The 20,342-nt window shown below is 50.2% G+C and carries 15 protein-coding genes; all 15 read left to right on the top strand.

Annotated elements, in window-relative coordinates; all coding sequences use genetic code 11:
* Window positions 1–410: 410 nt before the first annotated feature.
* The 15 genes from FCL46_RS15265 (at window position 411) to FCL46_RS15190 (ending at window position 20,273) form a co-directional block, all read left to right on the top strand.
* Window positions 411–659 (top strand): YMGG-like glycine zipper-containing protein, encoded by a 249-nt coding sequence (locus FCL46_RS15265; RefSeq protein ID WP_217909446.1) that lies wholly within the window; start codon window positions 411–413, stop codon window positions 657–659.
* A 42-nt stretch (window positions 660–701) separates the two neighbouring features.
* A complete protein-coding gene (locus FCL46_RS15260) occupies window positions 702–1,334 on the top strand; it encodes a hypothetical protein (RefSeq protein WP_136806759.1) in 633 nt (210 codons plus the stop codon).
* A 101-nt stretch (window positions 1,335–1,435) separates the two neighbouring features.
* A complete protein-coding gene (locus FCL46_RS15255) occupies window positions 1,436–2,239 on the top strand; it encodes a hypothetical protein (protein ID WP_217909445.1) in 804 nt (267 codons plus the stop codon).
* A 6-nt stretch (window positions 2,240–2,245) separates the two neighbouring features.
* Entirely contained in the window at window positions 2,246–3,151 is a 906-nt protein-coding gene (locus FCL46_RS15250; protein ID WP_136806760.1) for a hypothetical protein, read from the top strand.
* Between the two features lie 135 nt (window positions 3,152–3,286).
* Entirely contained in the window at window positions 3,287–3,529 is a 243-nt protein-coding gene (locus FCL46_RS15245; RefSeq protein ID WP_136806761.1) for a hypothetical protein, read from the top strand.
* Between the two features lie 296 nt (window positions 3,530–3,825).
* Entirely contained in the window at window positions 3,826–5,223 is a 1,398-nt protein-coding gene (locus FCL46_RS15240) for a DUF1214 domain-containing protein (protein ID WP_217909444.1), read from the top strand.
* Between the two features lie 51 nt (window positions 5,224–5,274).
* Window positions 5,275–5,868, top strand: a complete 594-nt coding sequence (locus tag FCL46_RS15235; RefSeq protein ID WP_217909443.1) for a lipid-binding SYLF domain-containing protein — start codon at window positions 5,275–5,277, stop codon at window positions 5,866–5,868.
* Window positions 5,869–6,032: 164 nt separating this feature from the next.
* Entirely contained in the window at window positions 6,033–7,061 is a 1,029-nt protein-coding gene (locus FCL46_RS15230; protein ID WP_217909442.1) for a DUF1214 domain-containing protein, read from the top strand.
* Between the two features lie 38 nt (window positions 7,062–7,099).
* Entirely contained in the window at window positions 7,100–8,302 is a 1,203-nt protein-coding gene (locus FCL46_RS15225) for a DUF1214 domain-containing protein (RefSeq protein WP_136806763.1), read from the top strand.
* Window positions 8,303–8,555: 253 nt separating this feature from the next.
* Window positions 8,556–9,965: a DUF1254 domain-containing protein gene (locus FCL46_RS15215; RefSeq protein ID WP_136806764.1), complete on the top strand. Its 1,410-nt coding sequence runs from the start codon at window positions 8,556–8,558 to the stop codon at window positions 9,963–9,965.
* Window positions 9,966–9,992: 27 nt separating this feature from the next.
* Window positions 9,993–11,564, top strand: coding sequence for a DUF1254 domain-containing protein (locus tag FCL46_RS15210; protein WP_136806765.1), 1,572 nt, complete (start codon window positions 9,993–9,995; stop codon window positions 11,562–11,564).
* Window positions 11,565–11,606: 42 nt separating this feature from the next.
* A complete protein-coding gene (locus FCL46_RS15205; RefSeq protein ID WP_136806766.1) occupies window positions 11,607–13,319 on the top strand; it encodes an alkaline phosphatase family protein in 1,713 nt (570 codons plus the stop codon).
* 63 nt (window positions 13,320–13,382) lie between these two features.
* Window positions 13,383–15,752 carry an arylsulfatase gene (locus FCL46_RS15200; RefSeq protein ID WP_136806767.1) on the top strand — a complete coding sequence of 790 codons (2,370 nt, stop codon included), beginning with the start codon at window positions 13,383–13,385 and terminating at the stop codon, window positions 15,750–15,752.
* A gap of 342 nt (window positions 15,753–16,094) precedes the next feature.
* The gene (locus FCL46_RS15195) at window positions 16,095–16,973 is read left to right on the top strand and encodes a SphA family protein (RefSeq protein WP_167505837.1); all 879 of its coding nucleotides are present in this window, start codon (window positions 16,095–16,097) and stop codon (window positions 16,971–16,973) included.
* Between the two features lie 954 nt (window positions 16,974–17,927).
* Window positions 17,928–20,273: a PAS domain S-box protein gene (locus FCL46_RS15190; protein WP_136806769.1), complete on the top strand. Its 2,346-nt coding sequence runs from the start codon at window positions 17,928–17,930 to the stop codon at window positions 20,271–20,273.
* The last annotated feature ends 69 nt before the right edge of the window (window positions 20,274–20,342 follow it).

Here is a 20,342-nt window from a genome sequence, read left to right as displayed (position 1 = left end):
AGATAATGTGTTGAAGTGCTTCAATTTCGGAGTCGTGTTGACTAGGAGGCTGTCCGACAATGGCTTTCTGCGGAGTCTCGCTTTGCTTGCTTACCTGTCAAACTCTTCGGAATTTCCAAAAATAATGCTCGCAGATAAGCGAACGAAGTGAGGCTTCGATATCAGTTGTATGGCTGCGGTATAATCTCAAGCGTGCCACGATCTTGAACACGGTAAATGTAGGCTCCAAATACAACGTCTAAGGGTTGGAATTTTCTAAAAATATCAGAAAGACGTTTCATTTTCTCAATCAGATAAATAGCAGGATGTAGTTGCAAAAGTTATCGGAATGTAAAGGGGCAGGGGCGGTCTACCACCTAACGGGCTGGCCTGTATCTCAAATTCGGACAATCTGTAAACAGGAGACTGGCATGAAGATTATCTGTTCGCAAATACTTTTGGCAAGTTTGCTTGTATCAATGCTTTTCATGGGTGTCGGCTGCTCACCGTATGCAACTCCGGCTCAGCATGGCGCAGTGCGTGGGGGTGCAGTCGGCGCGGTAGCCGGTCAGGCAATCGGAAGAGATACTAAATCCACATTGATCGGTGCAGGTGCAGGTGCTCTCGGAGGTGCACTGCTTAATGATGAGAGGGCACGAAGGCGAGGCTACGGTTATTAAGCCGTTTACTGAGATTTTTAAAAAATATATAGGAGAACCACAATGCAATCTTCAGTTCGGGAAATAACAGCGCTTCAGGTGCGCCTTGATAGGATTGAAAAACACAACAAACTACTGAAACGTTGTGTGATCATGCTCAGCCTGTTGTTTGTGCCTTTGTTTCTCTTGGGTGCAAAGAGCGGCTTGCATGATGCACAGTTCGGCCAGATATCAGCCGAAGGGTTGACCATTCGGGATGGTTCGGGCAACCAGCTTATCACGATTGGTTCAAGCAAAGAGGAAGGTATCGGCATCAGTATTTACAACAGCACAGGCAATCGCGTCCTGGGAATTGGTGTACCCGCCGACGGCAAGGGGAACGGCATTATGGTGTCGGATGCAGAGGGCAGACCCCGAATAGGGTTGGGCATGGATGATGGTATGCCAGGTATTGCGCTGGTCGATACTAAAGGTTCGAAAATTTTGGCTATGGGAGGCGACCAGAAGGTGGGATACGGCCTGCTCATTTCAGACAGCAAAGAGGTGCAACAGATCGGTCTCGGCTTTAGGGACGGCAATGCTGGTATCATGCTGTACGACAAGAAGGGACAATATGTAAGGGGCCTGGTTCGACAGCAGGACGGATTACATTACGCCTCCCATATCGACGATAAAGGGGCCGAGGTGTTTGAATAGATACACTTTTTTTGTGTTCAGTATGATCGAGGGAGACAGAGACGAGTACTCTTGTTCGTATAATACATTTCAAAAAAACAGTGAGGACAACCATAGTAATTATGCGAGAAAAATATTTTTTCCCAATGATGACGGGTGCGGTCTTTTTATTGCTCACCCAGTCGCTTCTGGCGAGTGATGCCGATCTAGCCCAGGAATTGTCCAATCCGATCGCCGATCTCATCACGTTGCCCATCCAGATGAATTATGATCAGGATATCGGCCTGCAAGATGAAGGCAGCAAACTGCAGACCAACATCCAGCCTGTCATTCCATTTGCCATGAATGATGAGTGGAATATGATTACCCGAACAATCCTGCCGGTCACCTATCAGGAAGATATCTTTCTGAACTCGGGATCTCAATTCGGCCTCGGTGATCTTAACCTGTCGCTCTTTGCATCACCGAAAAGTCCCGGGCCCGGAGGGCTCATATGGGGTCTCGGTGCAGTTTTTTTGATGCCGACGGCAACAGAACCCGAACTTGGCGGCAAAAAATGGGGTGCCGGACCAAGCGGCGTGGCCGTTACGATGCATGGACCGTGGACACTAGGCTTTCTCGTGAATCATGTCTGGTCCTTTGCCGGTGATTCCGATCGGCCTGATATAAGCAACAGCTTCATGCAGCCGTTCGTTGCCTACACCTGGCCCAGCGCCTGGACTCTATCCATGCAATCTGAAACAACCTATAATTGGGAAACTGAGCAGTGGGCAGTACCAGTGAATGCGGCGGTCTCCAAGCTTGTTAAAATTGGCAAACTGCCGGTCAGCCTGCAGGCTGGCGTTGGCTACTGGCTGGATTCGCCCGATAGCGGTGCAGAAGGCTTCCGCTTTCGTTTCCAGGCCAATTTCGTGCTGCCCAAGTAGCGACTGGTGAAAGACGAAAAGGACGTGCTGAAAAATAGATACTCCGTGTTTTTCAAAAGTAGGGGCAATGGGCGTTATCGTAAGGACATGGCCGTTCGTGAGAATAAATATCTGCTAAAAGGTTGTGACATGAAATCTAATTGCCATGGAGTTGTTGTATCAGTTCTTTGCAGTCTGTTATTTTTGTGTACGCTATCTCCTTCAGAGATTTTTGCTTCGAACGGGGAAGATTCCTGGAAATTTAATATTGCTCCCTATGCCTGGCTTGCCGGACAAAAGGGAACGATAGCGACACTTCCCGGACTACCGCCGGCAGACATCGACATAAGCTTTTCAGATGACATACTCGGCAATATCAACGGTGCTCTGCTAATGGTCGGCGAAGCACGAAAAGGTTCATTTGGCTTTAATATAGATCTGGCCTATAGCGATATTGAAGGGGATGCTCCGATTCCCGGTCAGTATTTCACCACGCTTACTTCTCGAACTAAAACCTGGATTGTGTCGGCGGTTGGATTCTACCGTTTTCTTGAGATAGATAATGCCTTTCTTGATGGTCTGGCAGGACTCAGGTACTGGTCGGTGGATTCAGAATTGTCCCTGAGCGGTGGACCTCTCGGCAGGTACGCGATCGATAACAGGGAGGGTTGGATAGACCCCATCATCGGTCTAAAAGGCAGAACCATGCTCGGCACTTCAAAGTTTTTTCTCAACGGTTTTTTTATTATTGGCGGGTTTGGAGCCGGTTCCGACTTAATCTGGGATGGAAATATTAATCTCGGCTACCAGTGGACAGACACTATTGCAACCACGATTGGCTACCGGTATCTCGATGTCGACTATGACGATGACGATTATCTCTATGATGTCTCGCAGGACGGCATCGTCTTAGGGCTTTCATGGAAATTTTAGATACATTTGAAGATATGAGTGAATGGGTAGGTGTTTTACCGTGATGTTGTTCTGCAATAAACAAAGATTATGGGTAGGAGGCATTATTCAATAAGTTCTCTATTTGATTAATAACACTACAGAAAAGTGGTGAAAATGAAACGTACATGTCATCTGATGGCAGCTATAGGTCTAATGGTTTTCTTTGCTGGTTGTGCTTCAAACAGCGCTAAGATGCAAAAAAAGGAAGAGGGCGCAACCAGTGAGGCCCGCATTACCCTGACCAAAAAATATACTGACTGTGTTAGCAAGGCAGGTACTGATAAGGCTGCTGTCGAGGCCTGTGATACTATTAATACTATTGATGCTATTCTGAATTCTATCAAGGAGCTAAAATAGGTTGAGGTCTGCATTTGCAGGAGGACGGCCTCTACATTCTGATCGTCATGCTTAACGAGACCGGATTTGGGTAGTCGACCACATTCCAGGGCCGCCGCGAAAGACATCGCTTATAACGATTTTGATCACTGAGCTCGTAAACATCGGGGTGACTATTCCGGCATCATGCAGGAGTCTTCATCAACTATTGGCGAGGTGCTCGGGTACTTGTGTAGATCAGTTTTTCATGCTCTCTGGTCTACCGCATAGTGATTGACACACCAACCAACAAGGAAAGATGAAAAGGAGATGGCGCCATGAACAGAACACTTGTAGGAATGACCTTAACGGTCTTGCTGACTGCGTGTGTAATTGGAACAACACTTGCGGCCGCCAAAAACATTTCCGTGGATCTGAGTGACGAACAACTCATGAACATCGTAAAACGTTCATACCAGTACATCGCCATGTACAACGTCAATAACAAATTCGCCCTCACTCAGGGAGGATGGAATACTGTTGCCGTCGACACCAAACTCAAAGACCATACGATGACGGAAATTGCCCGTCCCAATAATGATTCACTCTATATATCCTGCATGCTCGATCTGCGCAAAGACCCGGTCATTATAGAGATGCCTGCGTTTGATTCAAGTTATGTATCGTTAATGGTCACTGGTTATGATCATTATGTCAACGTCCCGCTATCAGTTACAAAAGGTGATTTCAAAAAACCCGAGAAGGTCATGTTTTATACAGCACGCACCGAAGACTATGATGGAAGTCCGGTGGAAGGTGTTGACCGAGTCTTTGAAATGACAGGGGATTTTGTTTCAGCAGTATTCAGGGTGATGCCTCACGCAACGGATAAAGCCCGATTTGAAAAAATTGTCGGACAGATGCAATCCATCAAGCTTATTACCTTATCTGAGTTCCTTGGAAAGCCAGCGAAAGAAATCAATGATGTAACATTTCCTGAGGTCGGTAAGACTGACCTTGATGTGTATGAAAACAATTTCCTGAATGTCATGCAGTTTGTGGTTAACCACACCACTTTTGACCCAAATAATGAACTGGATCAGGCATTACTTGCAGAACTTAAACCATTAGGTGTTGAACCCGGAAAAATATTTAATGCTGATACAATAGCCAGTATTGACGCAAAAAAAATCAGAACCATTGCCGAGAAGCTCAGGAAAGTTGAATTTGCCCGTGCTATGGATCCTGCAGAAACAGCAAAGAGCGGCATGAGCATGTTCAAGCTCAAAGGCAATATTTCGCTGGACGTGCTGGTTATGCAATCCGTTGTCGGCCCGATCGGGCTGCCGGCCACAGAAGCAATGTACCCTCCAGTGACCACCAGTGACGGTCAACCCATGAATGCACAGCACGATTATATCATTCGCATGGCAAAAGACGACCTGCCTCCCGCCAAGGCTTTCTGGTCACTCACTCTTTATGATAGTGCAAACGGATTTTTCATTCCCAATGACCGGAAAAAGTATAGCGTTGGGGAAAACGGCGGTATGAAGTTGAACAAAGAGGGCGGTATCGAAATATATGTTGCAGCGGAAAAACCTGAAAACGTACCTGTGGAGAACTGGCTGCCCATTAATCGCAAAGATGAAAATCTTGACATTATCCTTCGGGTCTATGTGCCCGACATGGAGAAGATGAGAAACTGGGCCCCACCCAAGGCTGAGATGTTGAATTAATAGGCATCTTAAGAGCTGAATGAGCAAACTCAGTATGGAGGAGATACTCTAATGAATGTGCGCAGATTATTCGTACCAGGAATCGTTGCTGTTCTCTTGTCGTTTTTAAGTTTCACCATAACCGTAGCGCCTTTGCAGGCGGTGACTAACAAACAGGTTGAACAGCAAAGATCAGACATTCAGAAAATGGCAAATGATACGCTTGAGCGTTTATACAGAATCCATCCTTCCACCAAGAATGCTATAACAAAAGCTGCCGGCTATGCAGTGTTCAATAATTTCGGACTGAAAATCTTATTTGCAGGTGGTGGCACAGGTAAAGGTTTAGCGGTAGACAACGCGACCGGGCAAAACACCTACATGAAAATGATCGAAGTACAAGCCGGGCTTGGAATGGGGATAAAAAAATTCAGGCTGATCTGGGTATTTGAATATAAGAGTGATTTTGACAGGTTTATCAGCTCAGGTTGGGAGTTTGGCGGTCAGGCTACCGTTGCGGCCCAGGCAAGCGGTGAGGGCGGTGCCTTTGCCGGCGCCTTGTCTATTTCACCCGGCGTATGGCTTTACCAACTGACTGATGATGGCCTGGCGTTGGAACTCACAGCCAAGGGAACAAAATATTATAAAGACGACAATCTAAATTAGTACCAATCCAGAAACTATTTCGGGGGATGTCGGAAACTGTCTGCAGCCTGACTAATACATGGCCTGGTGTGCGTATGCATTACAGGTGACCAAAAATTACTAAATAGTGTCATGTGAGAAAATACGATCAACCAAAGAGGATGAGGACAAGGAGTATGATGACGATGATAAGAAAGAGTTTGATCGCCATATGGATGACCTTCGCAATGGCGATCGTTCCCTGTTTCTGCGTGTTGGCCGCCGACTCTCCCAAAGTGACGATTCAGAACTACGTTCGCGCGGAGACCGACCTGCAGATGCGAACCTATGTCGAGAATATGGACGCTTTCGGGAAGTTCGCTCATGTGAGAGAAGCCTACGATGTCACCAGCAAGGACACGGTCCGTCCCAACCGGGACACGCTCTATTCCTGGTCGGTATTCGACGTGACCTCGCCGCTGACCATTACCCTTCCTGACCCCGGAGACCGCTACCAGTCGTTGATGATCGTCAGCCAGGATCATTCTATCTGGGCGGAATACGGCCCGAAAGAGGTCGTCCTCGATGAAAAGACAGTCGGTACCCGATACGCGCTTCTTCTGGTCCGGACCTTTCTCGATCCCAACAACGAGAAAGATGTGAAGGCGGCTCATGCCCTGCAGGACGCCATCATCGTAAAGCAGGCGGATAAGGGCAAGTTCGAGTATCCCGGCTGGAAGAAGGAGGAAGTCGAGGCGATGCGGGAGAAGATCAATGTCGTCGCGGCCGCCTTGCCCCCCACCGGGACCTGTTTTGGCCGAAAGGAAGAACTCGACCCGATCTACTGGCTGCTCTGCGCCGCCTACGGTTGGGGTGGGTTGCCGAATCAGGACTCCACCTATACTGCCGGCGTTCCTGAAAAGAATGATGGCAATACCCCCTACATCATGACCGTTAAGGACGTACCGGTAGACGGCTTCTGGTCGGTGACCGTCTACGACGACAAAGGCATGTTCATCGTCAACGAACACGACGCCTATTCCTACAACAGTGTCACCTCGAAGAAGGATGAGGACGGAAGTGTCACCATCCACTTTGGTGGCGACCCCGGGCAGGACAACTTCCTCCCTGTTGCGCCCGGCTGGAACTACATCGTCCGCATGTACCGACCGCGAAAGGAGATTCTCGATGGTACATGGAAATTTCCAAAAGCGATACCTGTGGAATCAAAGTAGCACATCAAGAGGCCTCGAAATAAACAAGGAGTAACACTATGGGAAAAACAACCACTCTGATCGCAACAGGATTATTGGTCGGGGCCCTTCTCGCTCCAATACTGGCAAATTGCGCTGACAAGAAATCTGTCACAGCTGATTCAAAGAGCATCGAAGCCAAGGTGTCCGGGACAGACTTTGAGGCGCATGTCAAAGAGTACCTGCGGCGGTTTCCCTATCAGGAGACCTATCGCTACGTGTTACTGCAAACCGGGGGGGATCCGTCCAAGCTGAACACCTGGGTCAATACGCCACGAGCCCTGCTCAAGGCCGGCGAGGACAAGATCGTCAGAAGTAACAATGACACCCTCTATAGAATGGCCTGGATATACCTGGGGGAGGGGCCCGTCGTGCTTACTTCTGCGGCGCCATCCCAAGAGCGTTTCAGCGCTTTCCAGCTGCAGGACGACCGCAATGCGAACTATCGCAACATCATCCGCCCTGCAGGAGCCTACACTCTTTATCATGGGGAAGAGCCCGCGAACATCACCGGTGAGGCAGTGAAAGTGCCGTCGCTCCTGTCTGCGGTCATAACGCGGATCGAGGTCAAGGACAAGAATGACCCGGCCGACCTTAACGATGCCCTTAGCGTTTACGATGGCATGACCATTGAAGGCCCCACCATCGGCCAGTTCCCCGTGGTCGATGTATTGAGCGATTTCGACGAACGGGTGGCGCCGGAAGCCGAAAAGCGCATGCAGGAAGCGAAGAAAACCGTTCCGTATAGTGAGATGATCGCCGGACCAGGTCAGGAACCTGGCAAGGACGTTTCGTATCTGAACTTCGCCACCGGCACCAAGGAGGGCTGGGGCGGACCGGCGACCTCCCACAGTGCCTATGAGTCATGGTATAACGACGAGGCCGGAGAAACCCTCGACGGCTCGAAGGGTGAATACGCGCTGACGACGGAGGTGCCCAAGGTCAAGGCCTTCTGGTCGGTCACCGTTTATGACTCCGCCACCGGTCGTTTCCACCCCAACGGCGAGGACCGCTACCACATCAACAACACGACCGCCGTCAAAAATGAGGATGGCACCTACACCTTCCGCTTCAAGGTCAAGTGCGAAGACGGCGATGTGAACTGCCTGGAGGTCCCCGCCGGACCCTTCGACGTGGCCATACGCTATTATCTCCCTGGGCCGGAAATCATGAGCGGCGAGTGGACGATGCCGAGACCGGTGCTCAAAAAAAACAACGAGTGAGAGATCGTGCCTACAACTGGCCGAATCGATTTGTACCTCAATCCTAACTTTGTTTTGCAGGGAAAAGAAAAAACACAGACTGTGAGTATCGTGGTCTTTAAATTTGCCTGAGTGGAATCCATTCCGGGGGACTCACAGGCCAGTTTATCCAAACCATCCAGGCAAATGCCGTTATTAGCTGCAACTAGCGGATCATAGGGTCAATGCAATAGAAATTCGAAAAGAGGATGTGAGAACAGTGAATACTATATCTATGATGAAAACATTTATAATGTCTATCGTTGTGGCATTCACAATGGTAATTGCTCTGGATTCAAATGCTGGTGCACAAGATACGATTGCGCCGGACGTTGCAAGAAACCTTGCCACCAAAGCCTGGGTGTTCGGGCTGCCGCTGGTCATGTTCGAGAAGCAGGTCGATTACAGCACCTACGTAACAGAGGCGGGCGAGGCCCGGGCACCTATCAATCAGTTTGTTCACTACCGAAAGTTCGTCGACGCATCGAACCGCTCGATTGTCGGCTTTAACGTCGACAACCTTTACTCGCTCGCCTGGATTGATCTCAAGGCCGAGCCGCTCGTGCTTTCCGTGCCGGCCATGGGTGAACGCTACTGGATGATGCAGATCGTCGACGCCTGGAATGGAGTGCCGGCGGTACCCGGTTCCAGGACGCACAGTGGAGACGCCCCACACGTATTTCTTGTCGCGGGGCCGGACTGGAAGGGAACGGTCCCGGAGGGAATGGAGCTGCTGCGCTCGCCGACGAATCTCGGCGGCATCGGCGGTCGCACCTACTGCGCGGGTGCCGACGACTACGCCGCTGTCAATCGGATCCAGGACGAGTATAAGCTGACGCCCCTGTCTGCCTGGGGTAAGCCATACACACCGCCGGCCAATGTGCCCCTGAAGGAAGGAGCCGATGGTAAGACCCTGGTCAACGAGCAGGTGATGGCCCTGAATGCCGAGCAATTCTTCAGCAACCTCAATCGCCTCCTGGCGACCAATCCGGCCTATGACGAGGATGCTCCGACCCTGGAAAAGCTGCACTCGCTGGGCATCGCGCCGGGTGCGCCATTCTCCACCGACGGACTCGGTGCCGATGTTGTCGCAGCCCTTGAGGAGGGCGTGGCCCTGGGGAAGGCTGCCATGGCGGCCGAGATGAAAAGTCTCGGCAAGATGGTCAACCAGTGGGGACTGACCTATGACATGGGGCGTTATGGCAGGAAGTACGCGTATCGTGCCGCGTGGACCTTCGTCGGTATCGGCGGAAACTTACTCGAGGATGCCTTTTATCCGCTGGCGCTGAACGATGCCGACGGAAAACCGCTCAGCGGCGAGCATCGCTATACACTGACCTTCAAGGAGGGTGGTTGGCCACCGGCGGACGCGTTCTGGTCAATGACTCTTTACGACATTGAAGGGTACCTGGTGGACAACCCACTGAACCGGTATGCAATCGGCGACAGAAGCGGCATGAAACCTAATTCTGATGGTTCACTGACCATCTACATTCAGAGCGAATCGCCGGGTAAGGAAAAGGAAGCAAACTGGCTGCCTGCACCGAAAACCGGTCCGTTCAAGCTGGCGATGCGCCTGTATGTGCCGAAAGAGAGCGTACGGGATGGTGGTTGGGTGCCGCCAGCACTTTCGCGTGTTGATTGAACATCGCTGTTCACAAAAGGAGAAATCATGAAGAGAGTCAGTGATACAATACGACTGGTAACGGCGCTGATCGCATCAACATTCTTGGTAGGGGCCCTTCTAGGCCATACGGTGGCAACTGCAGCCGAAAACACACTTACTGCCGCTGAGGCCAAGGTTATTGCCAAGCAAGCCTACCTTTATGGCTTCCCGATGGTGATGAACTACAAGACGATGTGGAATTATACCATCGACTCAAAGAGCCCCGATTACAAGGGACCGTTTAACGAGATGTCCTGCGTGGCGCGTTTGTTCACTCCAGAGGACAAGGCGGTCGTCACCCCGAATACCGACACGCCTTACTGCATGTTCTGGATGGATGTTCGTAGCGAGCCGCTGGTTCTGAGCGTACCGGAAATGGAGCCCGACCGTTTCTATCACTTCCAGTTGGTTGACCTATACACCTACAACTTCGCCTACGTCGGCACCCTGACCACCGGTAACGACGCCGGCAAGTTTCTCATCGCCGGACCGGACTGGAACGGAGAGAAACCGGAGGGGATCACCGACGTGATCAAGAGCGAAACCGGCTTTGTGTTCAATGTGACCCGTACCCAGTTGCTTGGACCCGACGACCTCAATAAGGTCAAGGCAATCCAGGCCAGCTATGGCCTGCAGCCGCTCAGCGACTTCCTTGGCAAAGAAGCCCCGGCTGGTGCGCCGCAGCCGAACTTCCCAAAGTGGGACGAGGGCTCCCAGTTCGACGAGCGTTTCTTCGGCTACCTCGACTTCATGATGGGCTTGCTCGGTTCGCCCGGCGAGGGCGAGGGTGAGAAGAAGCTCTGGGACAAGCTTGCCAGCATCGGCATCGGTACTGTGGGCGACTTTGATTTCTCGGCCCTGCCGGCGGAGATGCAGGAGGCCCTGAAGGTCGGCGTCAAGGAGGGCTTTTCCGCGATCGAGAAATTTGTCGGGGCTACCACAAAGGACCCACTCGTCAGCGGCAAGATCTTCGGCACTCGGGACTTTCTCACCAAGAGCACCAAGAAGAACTACAAGCTCGACCGCACCGATATGCTACGTTCGGCGGCGGCTCACACGGGCCTCTATGGCAACTCCGCCGCCGAGGCGATCTACCCGACCTACATCGTTGATGCGGATGGGGAACCACTCGATGCATCGAAGCAAAACTACACTCTGACCTTCGAAAAGGACGCCCTGCCGCCGGTCAAGGCGTTCTGGTCCGTGACGATGTACGATGGTAAGACCCAGCTCTTCATCGACAACCCGCTCGACCGCTACCTGCTCAACTCGCCAAGCTTGGAAGAATATGTGCGTGGAGAGGATGGCTCGCTGGTATTTTACATCTCCAAGGAGTCTCCGGGCAAGGACCTGGAAGCAAACTGGCTGCCGGCTCCGGAAGGACCATTCTACCTCGTGATGCGCCTCTACGGCCCCGAACCCGAGGCGCTCTCGGGCGACTGGTCGCCGCCGGCGGTCAAGAAAGAAAGCTCTACCGCTACTTCTTCCGCCGAATCCGCCGCCGTGGCCGATCCGATCGAGATAGACTCTTTCCAGGCTATAGCTATGACGACAGGGAAACGCGAAATTACAAATTAAATACTTGGAACACTCAACGAGACCAACCACGGAGAATGAGTTATGAAAAATAATTTCACGACCTGGTTCGCGCTGGCGCTTGCAGGCATCACCCTGTCAGTCGTTACACAGAGCGCCGCGTCGGCGGAAACCGAAAAACCGAAGCTGATTCTTCAGATCACGGTCGACCAGTTGCGCGGCGACATGCCAGCGCGGTTTCTTGATCGCATGGGCGACGGCGGATTTCGCTATTTCTTAGAAGAGGGAATCGTCTATGGCAATGCCCACCACATGCACGCCAACACCGAGACCATAGTCGGACATGCCACCCTTGCGACCGGCGCCCACCCTTCGGCCCACGGGATGATCGGCAATATCTGGTTTGATCGCGGAACCGGCTCCCTGACCTATAATATCGAGGACGACCGCTACGGACTGCTGACCGAGGGCGCGGACGTCGACAAGAAGTCGGAGGTCGACCCCACCCAGAAGGTGGCGGGCACTGACGGACGGTCACCCGCAGCGATGCTGGTCTCGACCTTCGGCGACGAGCTGATGATCCACACAGCCGGCAAGGCCAAGGTCTTCGGCGTCTCGGTCAAGGATCGCGGCGCGGTCTCGTTCGCGGGTCACGCCGGTAAGGCCTTCTGGTTTTCAAAGAATGCCCGAGAATTCGTCACCAGCCGTTTCTACTACGAGGAATATCCCACATGGGTCACCGCCTTCAACAAGACCGACCCCACTCTTCGTTTTGCCGACACTTCCTGGGAACTTCTCCAGGACCGTTCGGGCTATCTGTTTGGCGACCGCGACGACCAGGCCTGGGAGTTGGACATGCCACCCTTCGGCCGGACCTTCCCGCATCCCTTCGGACCGGCGGATGGGAAGGGATTCAGCACCTTTCTCACCTTGAGCCCGGCGGGCGATGAGCTGACCCTTGAGTTTGCCAAGGCTTTGATAGAGAACGAAGCCATTGGGGCCGACTCTGTAACCGACTTCCTGTCCGTCAGTTTCTCCTCAACGGATTACGTCGGCCACCTATTCGGACCATCGAGTCTTGAGGCAGAGGACAACCTGCTGCGGCTCGACCGCACGCTTGCAGAGCTCCTCGCGTATGTCGACGAAAAGGTCGGGCTGAAGCACACCCTGATTGTGCTCTCCGCCGACCATGGTAGTCCGGAGGCGCCGGGGGATTTGCAACAATATGGTTTCGAGGCCAGCTACGTGGACCCTGACTCATGGGAAAAGGAGGCAGGCTTCGCTGCACTGAAGAAACGCTTCGGGGTCGGGGAGAAGCTGATCCGGCAATATGCCCACCCTTACCTCTATCTGGACCGCGAGCTTATCGCCGAAAAGGGGCTCTCACTCGGTGAGGTCGAGGAAGCGATCGCCGCAGAGCTCGTCAAATTCAAGGGCGTCGCTCTGGCCGTTTCCAGCACGGCGATGGCTCATGGCGAGTTTCCCGATACGCCGCTGCTGCAATCGGTGCTGAACAACTACAATCCGCGCCGATCCGGCGATATCTTCATAGTCTTCGAGCCGCACTGGTTTATCAATGACTTCGATGGGCTCACGGTGGCGACCACGCATGGGTCACCCTGGCGTTACGACACCTTTGTGCCGGTCATCTTCGCCGGTGCCGGAATCGAACCACGGAAAGTTTTTCGGGAGATCCACTCCATTGACGTGGCTCCGACCCTCGCCGCCGTAGCGGGTACCAAGCCGCCCTCGGGTACTCGCGGCCAGGTCCTCGTTGAGGTGATGAAGGGGCGTTGATGATCGTCGCTCAGAGAAAAGACTCTTTCTGGCTACATAAAATCAAGCTATTGGAGGCAAACAATGAAACAAACACACGGTATATGTTCAGTGGTGACTGTGTCGATGTTCTTGTGTGTAGGGATGGTCAGCGCTCAGGATGTGTTACCTTTTCCCGAGCCGGGGTCAGCCAGTGTGGTCGGCAAAACCCTGAAGGACTCAAAACACCAGTGGCGCAAAGCAGAAAATCATCTGCCCAAAGATGCCCCCAACATCGTCATTTTCATGACGGATGATGCTGGTTTTTCAAATCCCAGCACGTTCGGCGGCCCTATCCATACGCCAACGCTCGACCGACTGGCCGCATCAGGTATCAGCTACAACGCCTTTCATACCACCGCCATGTGTTCGCCCACAAGGGCCGCATTGCTGACCGGGCGTAACCATCACCGTGTCGGTGCCGGGCAGATTGCAGAACTGGCATCGGACTGGGACGGGTATGTCGGTAAGATCCCCAAATCGACAGCAACCTTTGCTCAGGTGCTGTCATATTACGGCTATAATACCGCAGCATTTGGCAAGTGGCACAATACACCGGTGACGGATCTTACTCGGTTGGGTCCGTTTGACCGCTTTCCCACTGGGCTCGGGTTTGACTATTTTTACGGCTTTATCGCCGGAGAAACCTCACAGTATGAACCCGTGCTGTTCGAAAATACCAATCCTGTCCAAGCGCCCCATGATCCCAAATATCATCTGACCGAGGACATGGCGGAAAAAGCCATCGAATGGATGCGAACCAGCAACACCCTCAACCCGGGCAAACCTTTTTTGCTCTATTTTACGCCCGGGGCGGTTCATGGTCCTCACCATATTTTCAAAGAGTGGGCGGATAAATATGAAGGAAAATTTGATGAAGGCTGGGAAGCCCTGCGTAGTATGACCTTCGAAAAACAAAAGGCTATGGGCTGGATTCCAGAAGATGCCGTTCTCAATCCGCTGGCAAAAGGTATGCAGAAATGGGATGACATTCCACAATCAAATCGGGAATTCCAAAGCCGCCTGATGGAAATTTTTGCCGGGTTCCTGGAGCACACCGATGTACAGTACGGCAAGATCGTCGATGAACTCGAACAACAGGGTCTGCTGGACAACACCCTGATTCTCTATATCCTTTCCGACAACGGCCCCTCGGCTGAAGGCATGAACGGCACAATCAGTGAATTGCTGGCCCAGAATGCGATGCCCTCAACCATCGAACAGCAGATCGATATTCTTAAGAAGAATTACGGTGGAATGGATGCGCTGGGTGGACCCAAACTTGACATCATGTATCACCATGGCTGGGCTTATTCGGGAGCAGCACCGTTTCAGGGAACCAAGCTGGTCGCAGCGCAGTTCGGCGGAACCAGGACGCCACTGGTCATATCCTGGCCGAAAAAAATCAAACATGATGGTAAAGTCCGTTCCCAATTTCATCATGTCAACGATATTGCCGCCACCCTCTACGAAATACTCGACATCACCCCTCCAAAGGAGGTTGATGGCATAGAGCAGCAGCCCCTCGATGGAACATCCATGGTGTATACGTTCAATCAGCCCGATGCCGAGACCACCAAAAAGACCCAGTATTTCGAAATCCTTGGCAGCAGGGGGATCTACCATGAGGGATGGTTTGCCGGAACTTTCGGTCCCAGGGCACCTTGGTCAACCGACATCACCGGCGTGATGAATTGGGAGCCAGAGAAAGAGGAATGGGAGCTGTACAACCTGGATAAAGACTATTCACAATCGGAAAATCTGGCCCAAATTAACCCAGAGAAATTAGCTGAATTAAAAACCTTGTTTGCTAAAGAAGCAACAGAGAACCTTGTATATCCCATTGGTGCTTCCATGTACACGGTGTTTTTCAATCCCAGTGAATTGCCCTCTTCGCCGTTGACCGAATGGTATTTTTATGAAGGACAGGATCGGATTCCAGAGGCGATGGCCCCCAAATTTGCCAGTGGACGCTCGACCCTGGCGGTGATCGATGCAGCAATTGGTCATGATGCCGAAGGAGTCCTTTTTGCCTTAGGCGGTATTTCCTCAGGATTCACTGTTTACATGGACAAGGGATTTTTAAAGGCCGAGTATAATGCCATGACCCTGAATCGCTATAAGATAGCCTCTGATTCAGCAATCCCAACTGGTAAAGTCAAGATCGAGGTAGAAACACGATATGACTCCCAGGAGCGCATGGCCCCGGCGACCGTTACCTTGACTGTCAACGGAAAACAGGTTGGACAGGGACGCATTGAACGATCGGTTCCAGCTGTTCATACTGCCTCTGAAACCTTTGATGTAGGTGCTGATTTGGGATCCCCGGTATCACTGGATTACTTTGATCGCGCGCCGTTCAAATTCAACGGCAAGATCGAGAAAATTCATATTGCTTATACTGCCACCAAATAGCCGGGCATTTGGTGGCTCAATGAGGATGAAAGGCGGCAAAAGCAATGTGTGTAGTATGCGTAATATGAACCATTAACTGATGGAAATGATGCAGCGGTCGCTATGGCTGTCCTTACTTTCAAACACCTTAGGAGAATGTTGATGAAATCTTTGGAAATTAAACAGCGGGCCATTACCACTGTATTGGCAACACCCGCGCTCTTTCGGACCAAGGCCTGGCTGTCTCTTTTTTTCCGGCAGACTAGGCGTTCATTGCATCTGACTGCGATCTTGGCCGCAACGTTGCTCACTTTGTCTGCAGGCTCGGCTGTTGCCGCCGAGGGAGGCAGCAGTTTTTACCTGATGGGCCAGCGCGGCCAGGGTGCAGGGATTTTACCCCAGATGGAAGGCATTATTTTCTCCCTACCTACCTACTACTACAGCGCCGATGCTTCCGGTTCAGGAAGTCTGCCTATCGGCGGTACACTCTCCCTGGGGCTCGATGCCGACGTCTTCCTCGCGCTGCCGACAGTACTCTGGTTGACCCCTTTTGACGTGTTAGGTGGTGATCTTGCTTTTTCGGGAACCTTTGTTTACGGTAATTCGGATGTGAGCGCAGAAGCTGCCTTAGTAATCCCCGGTATTGGCGTCCGGGGGCCTGTCTCTCTCTCCGACGATCGCTGGGCTGTTGGCGATCCTGCATTTAGTGCACTCGTTGGCTGGCATGGAGATAATCATCACTACCTCGTTAGCGCCAGTGTGAATGTACCTGTCGGCAGCTACGATGCCGGTAGGCTTGCCAATGTTGCCCTGAACCGATGGGCTGGCGATATCAGCGTCGCCGGGACGTGGACATTTCCGCAAAACAGCATTGAATTGTCGGCAGCTACCGGTATTACTTTTAATGGTGAGAACGACGATACGGATTACGAGACAGGCACCGAGTTTCACCTCGAGGCATCTGCATTTTATCAATTCACACCGGCATTCTCAATCGGGTTGAATGGCTACCACTACCAGCAAATCTCAGGTGATAGCGGCGCGGGCGCAACGCTCGGTGACTTTGAGGGCAGGGTAAGCGCTTTCGGTCCGGGTTTATCTGGGACAATTCAGGCCGGGCCGTTACCTGTTTCTGTGAGTCTTCGCTATTTTCACGAGTTTAACGTAAAAAACCGTCTTGAAGGCGACTCCTGCTGGTTGACGCTATCCATCCCGTTGTGGGTGCCCGAGCAGACCCCCTGAATCAATAAATCGTAATCTGCCGTATTGGAAAATGGATGTATTCCTATCACAACATCCGGGCATCTGACGAGACAATCATTGCGGCGTATGGTGATTGCCCTTCGGAAACAAGAGCAAAAAACGAGGGGCAGTTCTTAAAAAATGAGAACCTTCGTAATAGATAATTACTGAGCTTACATCATGTGTATGATTAGTATTAGAGTAAATTATTCAGGTTGTTAAGTGGCTGGGGGGGGCGTTATTACAGGTTTCTAAATCTCAGTGTTGATACTATAAGCTACTGCTTATAGATAATTAAGAAGTATTCTTCGACCATTTCGAATAGAAAATGATCGATATATGCTATTTGATAGTAAACCTCAGGTAAAAAAAAGGGCGACCTCTATATATGGTATTCAAGAGCTTGAATGATGCAGCTTACTCAATCATCTGAACCAAAATGTTGCGAGGGGAATTTGCCTAACAGTATCGCAAATACTGCAGAAAACCCTAGAGATATGTAGTTTGATATACGTCTTTTTCCTTCCGATAGACAAGCTGTGGAACTAACGAGGCAGCGTGCCCCTTTTGATGACATCGCTACTTTGGCAGCAGGGACAGCGGAGCGCAGTCCGGTCTTTCAAAATAGTAAAGACAATCGTTCCTTGTTGGGATTCTGTACGCACATAGTGATAACCTCGAATGCCAAAACCGTGATACAATATGCTCGTGGACATATGGTTACCTCCTTTATCAGTTGAGTGAAGTCTCTGTAAGAGAAGTATAAGTATGTCCACATTTTTATGTCGAAAATACGCTTAAACCGGATGAACCACTTAAATGCGTATAATTACCAATGAATCCTTCTCTTCATAATTTTCGTAAATTCTATTCAAAGTATCTCATTTATGATTCAATAAACAATATAGTGATACAAAAAAAATCGTATAAATTTGATGAAAATTGGGATCTTTAATGCTTAGAAAACCAAGCTATGAAGAGTTGGAACAACGGGTCAGGGAGTTGGAGCTGGCGGAATCTGAGCGAAAGCTCATGGATGAAACCACCCAAAGGTCTTCTGAACTTCTGTCCTTTTTTATCAAGCATTCGCCTATCTCCGCATTTCTCAAAACAGTATCCTACAATGAAAGTAAAGTTCTGTATGCCAGTGATAATTATGTTGATACGTGGGGTATTCCTGTACCTGAAATGATTGGCAAGACAATGGGTGAACTTTTCCCTCATGAGTTCGCTGAAAAAATTACACGCGAGGATATTGATGTCGTTAATAACGGGAAGCAACTGAAAATTTATGAAGAGTTTAACGGCAAACATTATGTCACATACAAATTTTGCATCCAGCAGGGAGAAAAAAAATACCTGGCTGGATACAGGATTGATATAACGGATTTGAAACAGGCAATGGAGGATATAGACAATATATTTAACATGTCATTAGACATGATTTGTATTGCCGATATCAATACCGCCACATTCCACAAGGTCAATTCAGCATTTACAGAAATATTAGGCTACACTGAAGATGAATTGTTGAATAAACCCTTTTTAGATTTTATTCATTCCGAGGACCTTAAGAAAACCCAGGATATAATCAGCCGGGAACTGAAAATGGGTGCCAAAGTTATTAATTTCGTCAATCGGTATCGATGCAAAGACGGAAGCTATCGCTGGTTGAGTTGGGTATCTCGTCCTCTTGTTGAAAAAGGTTTGACCTATGCCATTGCTCGCGACATCACCGAATCAAAGAAGGTAGAAAAAGCGTTGCAGGAGAGCGAGCGGAAATATCGTAATCTTTATCAGCATGCTCATGTCGGCCTTTTCGAAACGAACCTGATAGATGCAAAGATTGTTGCATGCAACCAGCGATATTGCGATCTGGCCGGATTCCCCTCCATCAAAAGTGCAATTGGTATGGATACCCTACACCTTTACAGCAATTCTGATGATCGTAAGGAGATAATACATATTCTGCAGGAGCAGGGGTATATATCCGACTATGCATTGCAGGTGAAGAATCGTCTGACCGGTGCCTTATTCTGGGTTGAATTCAGTGCCCGGGTAGACCAGTCCCGTGGTGTCGTCGAAGGAACACTCATAGATATTACCAAGCGTAGGGTAATGGAAGAGGAAAGGATAGATTTACAGAATCGGCTTAGCCGTGCCGAGAAAATGGAGTCACTCGGCATTCTGGCAGGTGGTGTAGCCCATGATCTCAATAATGTCCTTGGTGTAATCCTTGGATATGCTGAAATGCTACTTATAAAGACTGACAAGTTAAGCGCCAGCAGGCCACAACTAACTGCGATTATGAAAGGAGGCCAAAAGGCAGCAGCGATCGTGGATGACCTGTTGACCCTTGCCAGACGCGGTGTTCCTAAAATGGATGTTTTAAACCTCAACACGATCATTGTTGAATGCCAGCACTCCCCGGAGTTTGCAAATTTACTCCGTCATCACCCCTCAGTAACTATTACAACCGATCTTGCGCCGGACCTGCTGAACATTTCCGGTTCTTCATTGCATATGAGTAAATCGATATACAATCTGGTTTCCAACGCGAGTGAATCTATGCCACATGGGGGTATTGTTACTATCAAGACAACTAACCAGTATCTTGATAGGCCAGTTCATGGATATGATAAGATTGAAGAAGGTGACTATGTAGCTTTATCCGTGTCCGATCAGGGGGAAGGAATTGATGAGAAAGATATCAATCGGATTTTTGAGCCATTCTATACAAAAAAGGTCATGGGCAGAAGCGGAACAGGATTAGGGTTGGCTGTGGTCTGGGGAACGGTGAAGGATCATCAGGGTTACATTAACATCCAGAGCAAAGAGAACAAAGGAAGCACATTTACCATTTATCTCCCGGTAACGAGGGAAAAAATAGTTTCCGAAAATATTCATGTAAAAATTTCTGAATTACAAGGGAGAGGCGAATCCATTCTTATTGTAGATGATGTTAAGGAGCAGCGGGATATTGCCACTATCATACTTGAGGAATTGAATTACAGCGTTTCAAGCGTAAAAAGCGGTGAAGAGGCTGTGGAATATGTAAAGAATAACACGGTTGACCTGTTGGTTCTTGATATGATCATGGATCCAGGCATAGATGGGCTTGAAACATTTAGAAGAGTGCTTGAAATACATCCGAAACAAAAAGCGATTATTGTGAGTGGATTTTCAGAGTCGGATCGGGTGAAGGCTGTCCAATCGCTTGGTGCAGGTGTATATGTGAAAAAGCCGTATGTCATAGAAAAACTGGGAGTGGCCGTAAAGGAAGAACTTGATCGATCCTAATGAACATTTTGTGTTTAAGTATTTGAAATGAAATGATAATTGATGTGGTGGGTGAGCCTCATCTTTTTC

Origin of the sequence: Desulfosediminicola flagellatus, assembly GCF_005116655.2 — a bacterium.
In the GTDB taxonomy this organism is placed as follows: Bacteria; Desulfobacterota; Desulfobulbia; order Desulfobulbales; family Desulfocapsaceae; genus Desulfopila; species Desulfopila flagellata.
Note: the sequence above shows the minus strand (reverse complement) of the source record. Positions and strands in the feature narration are given on the sequence as shown.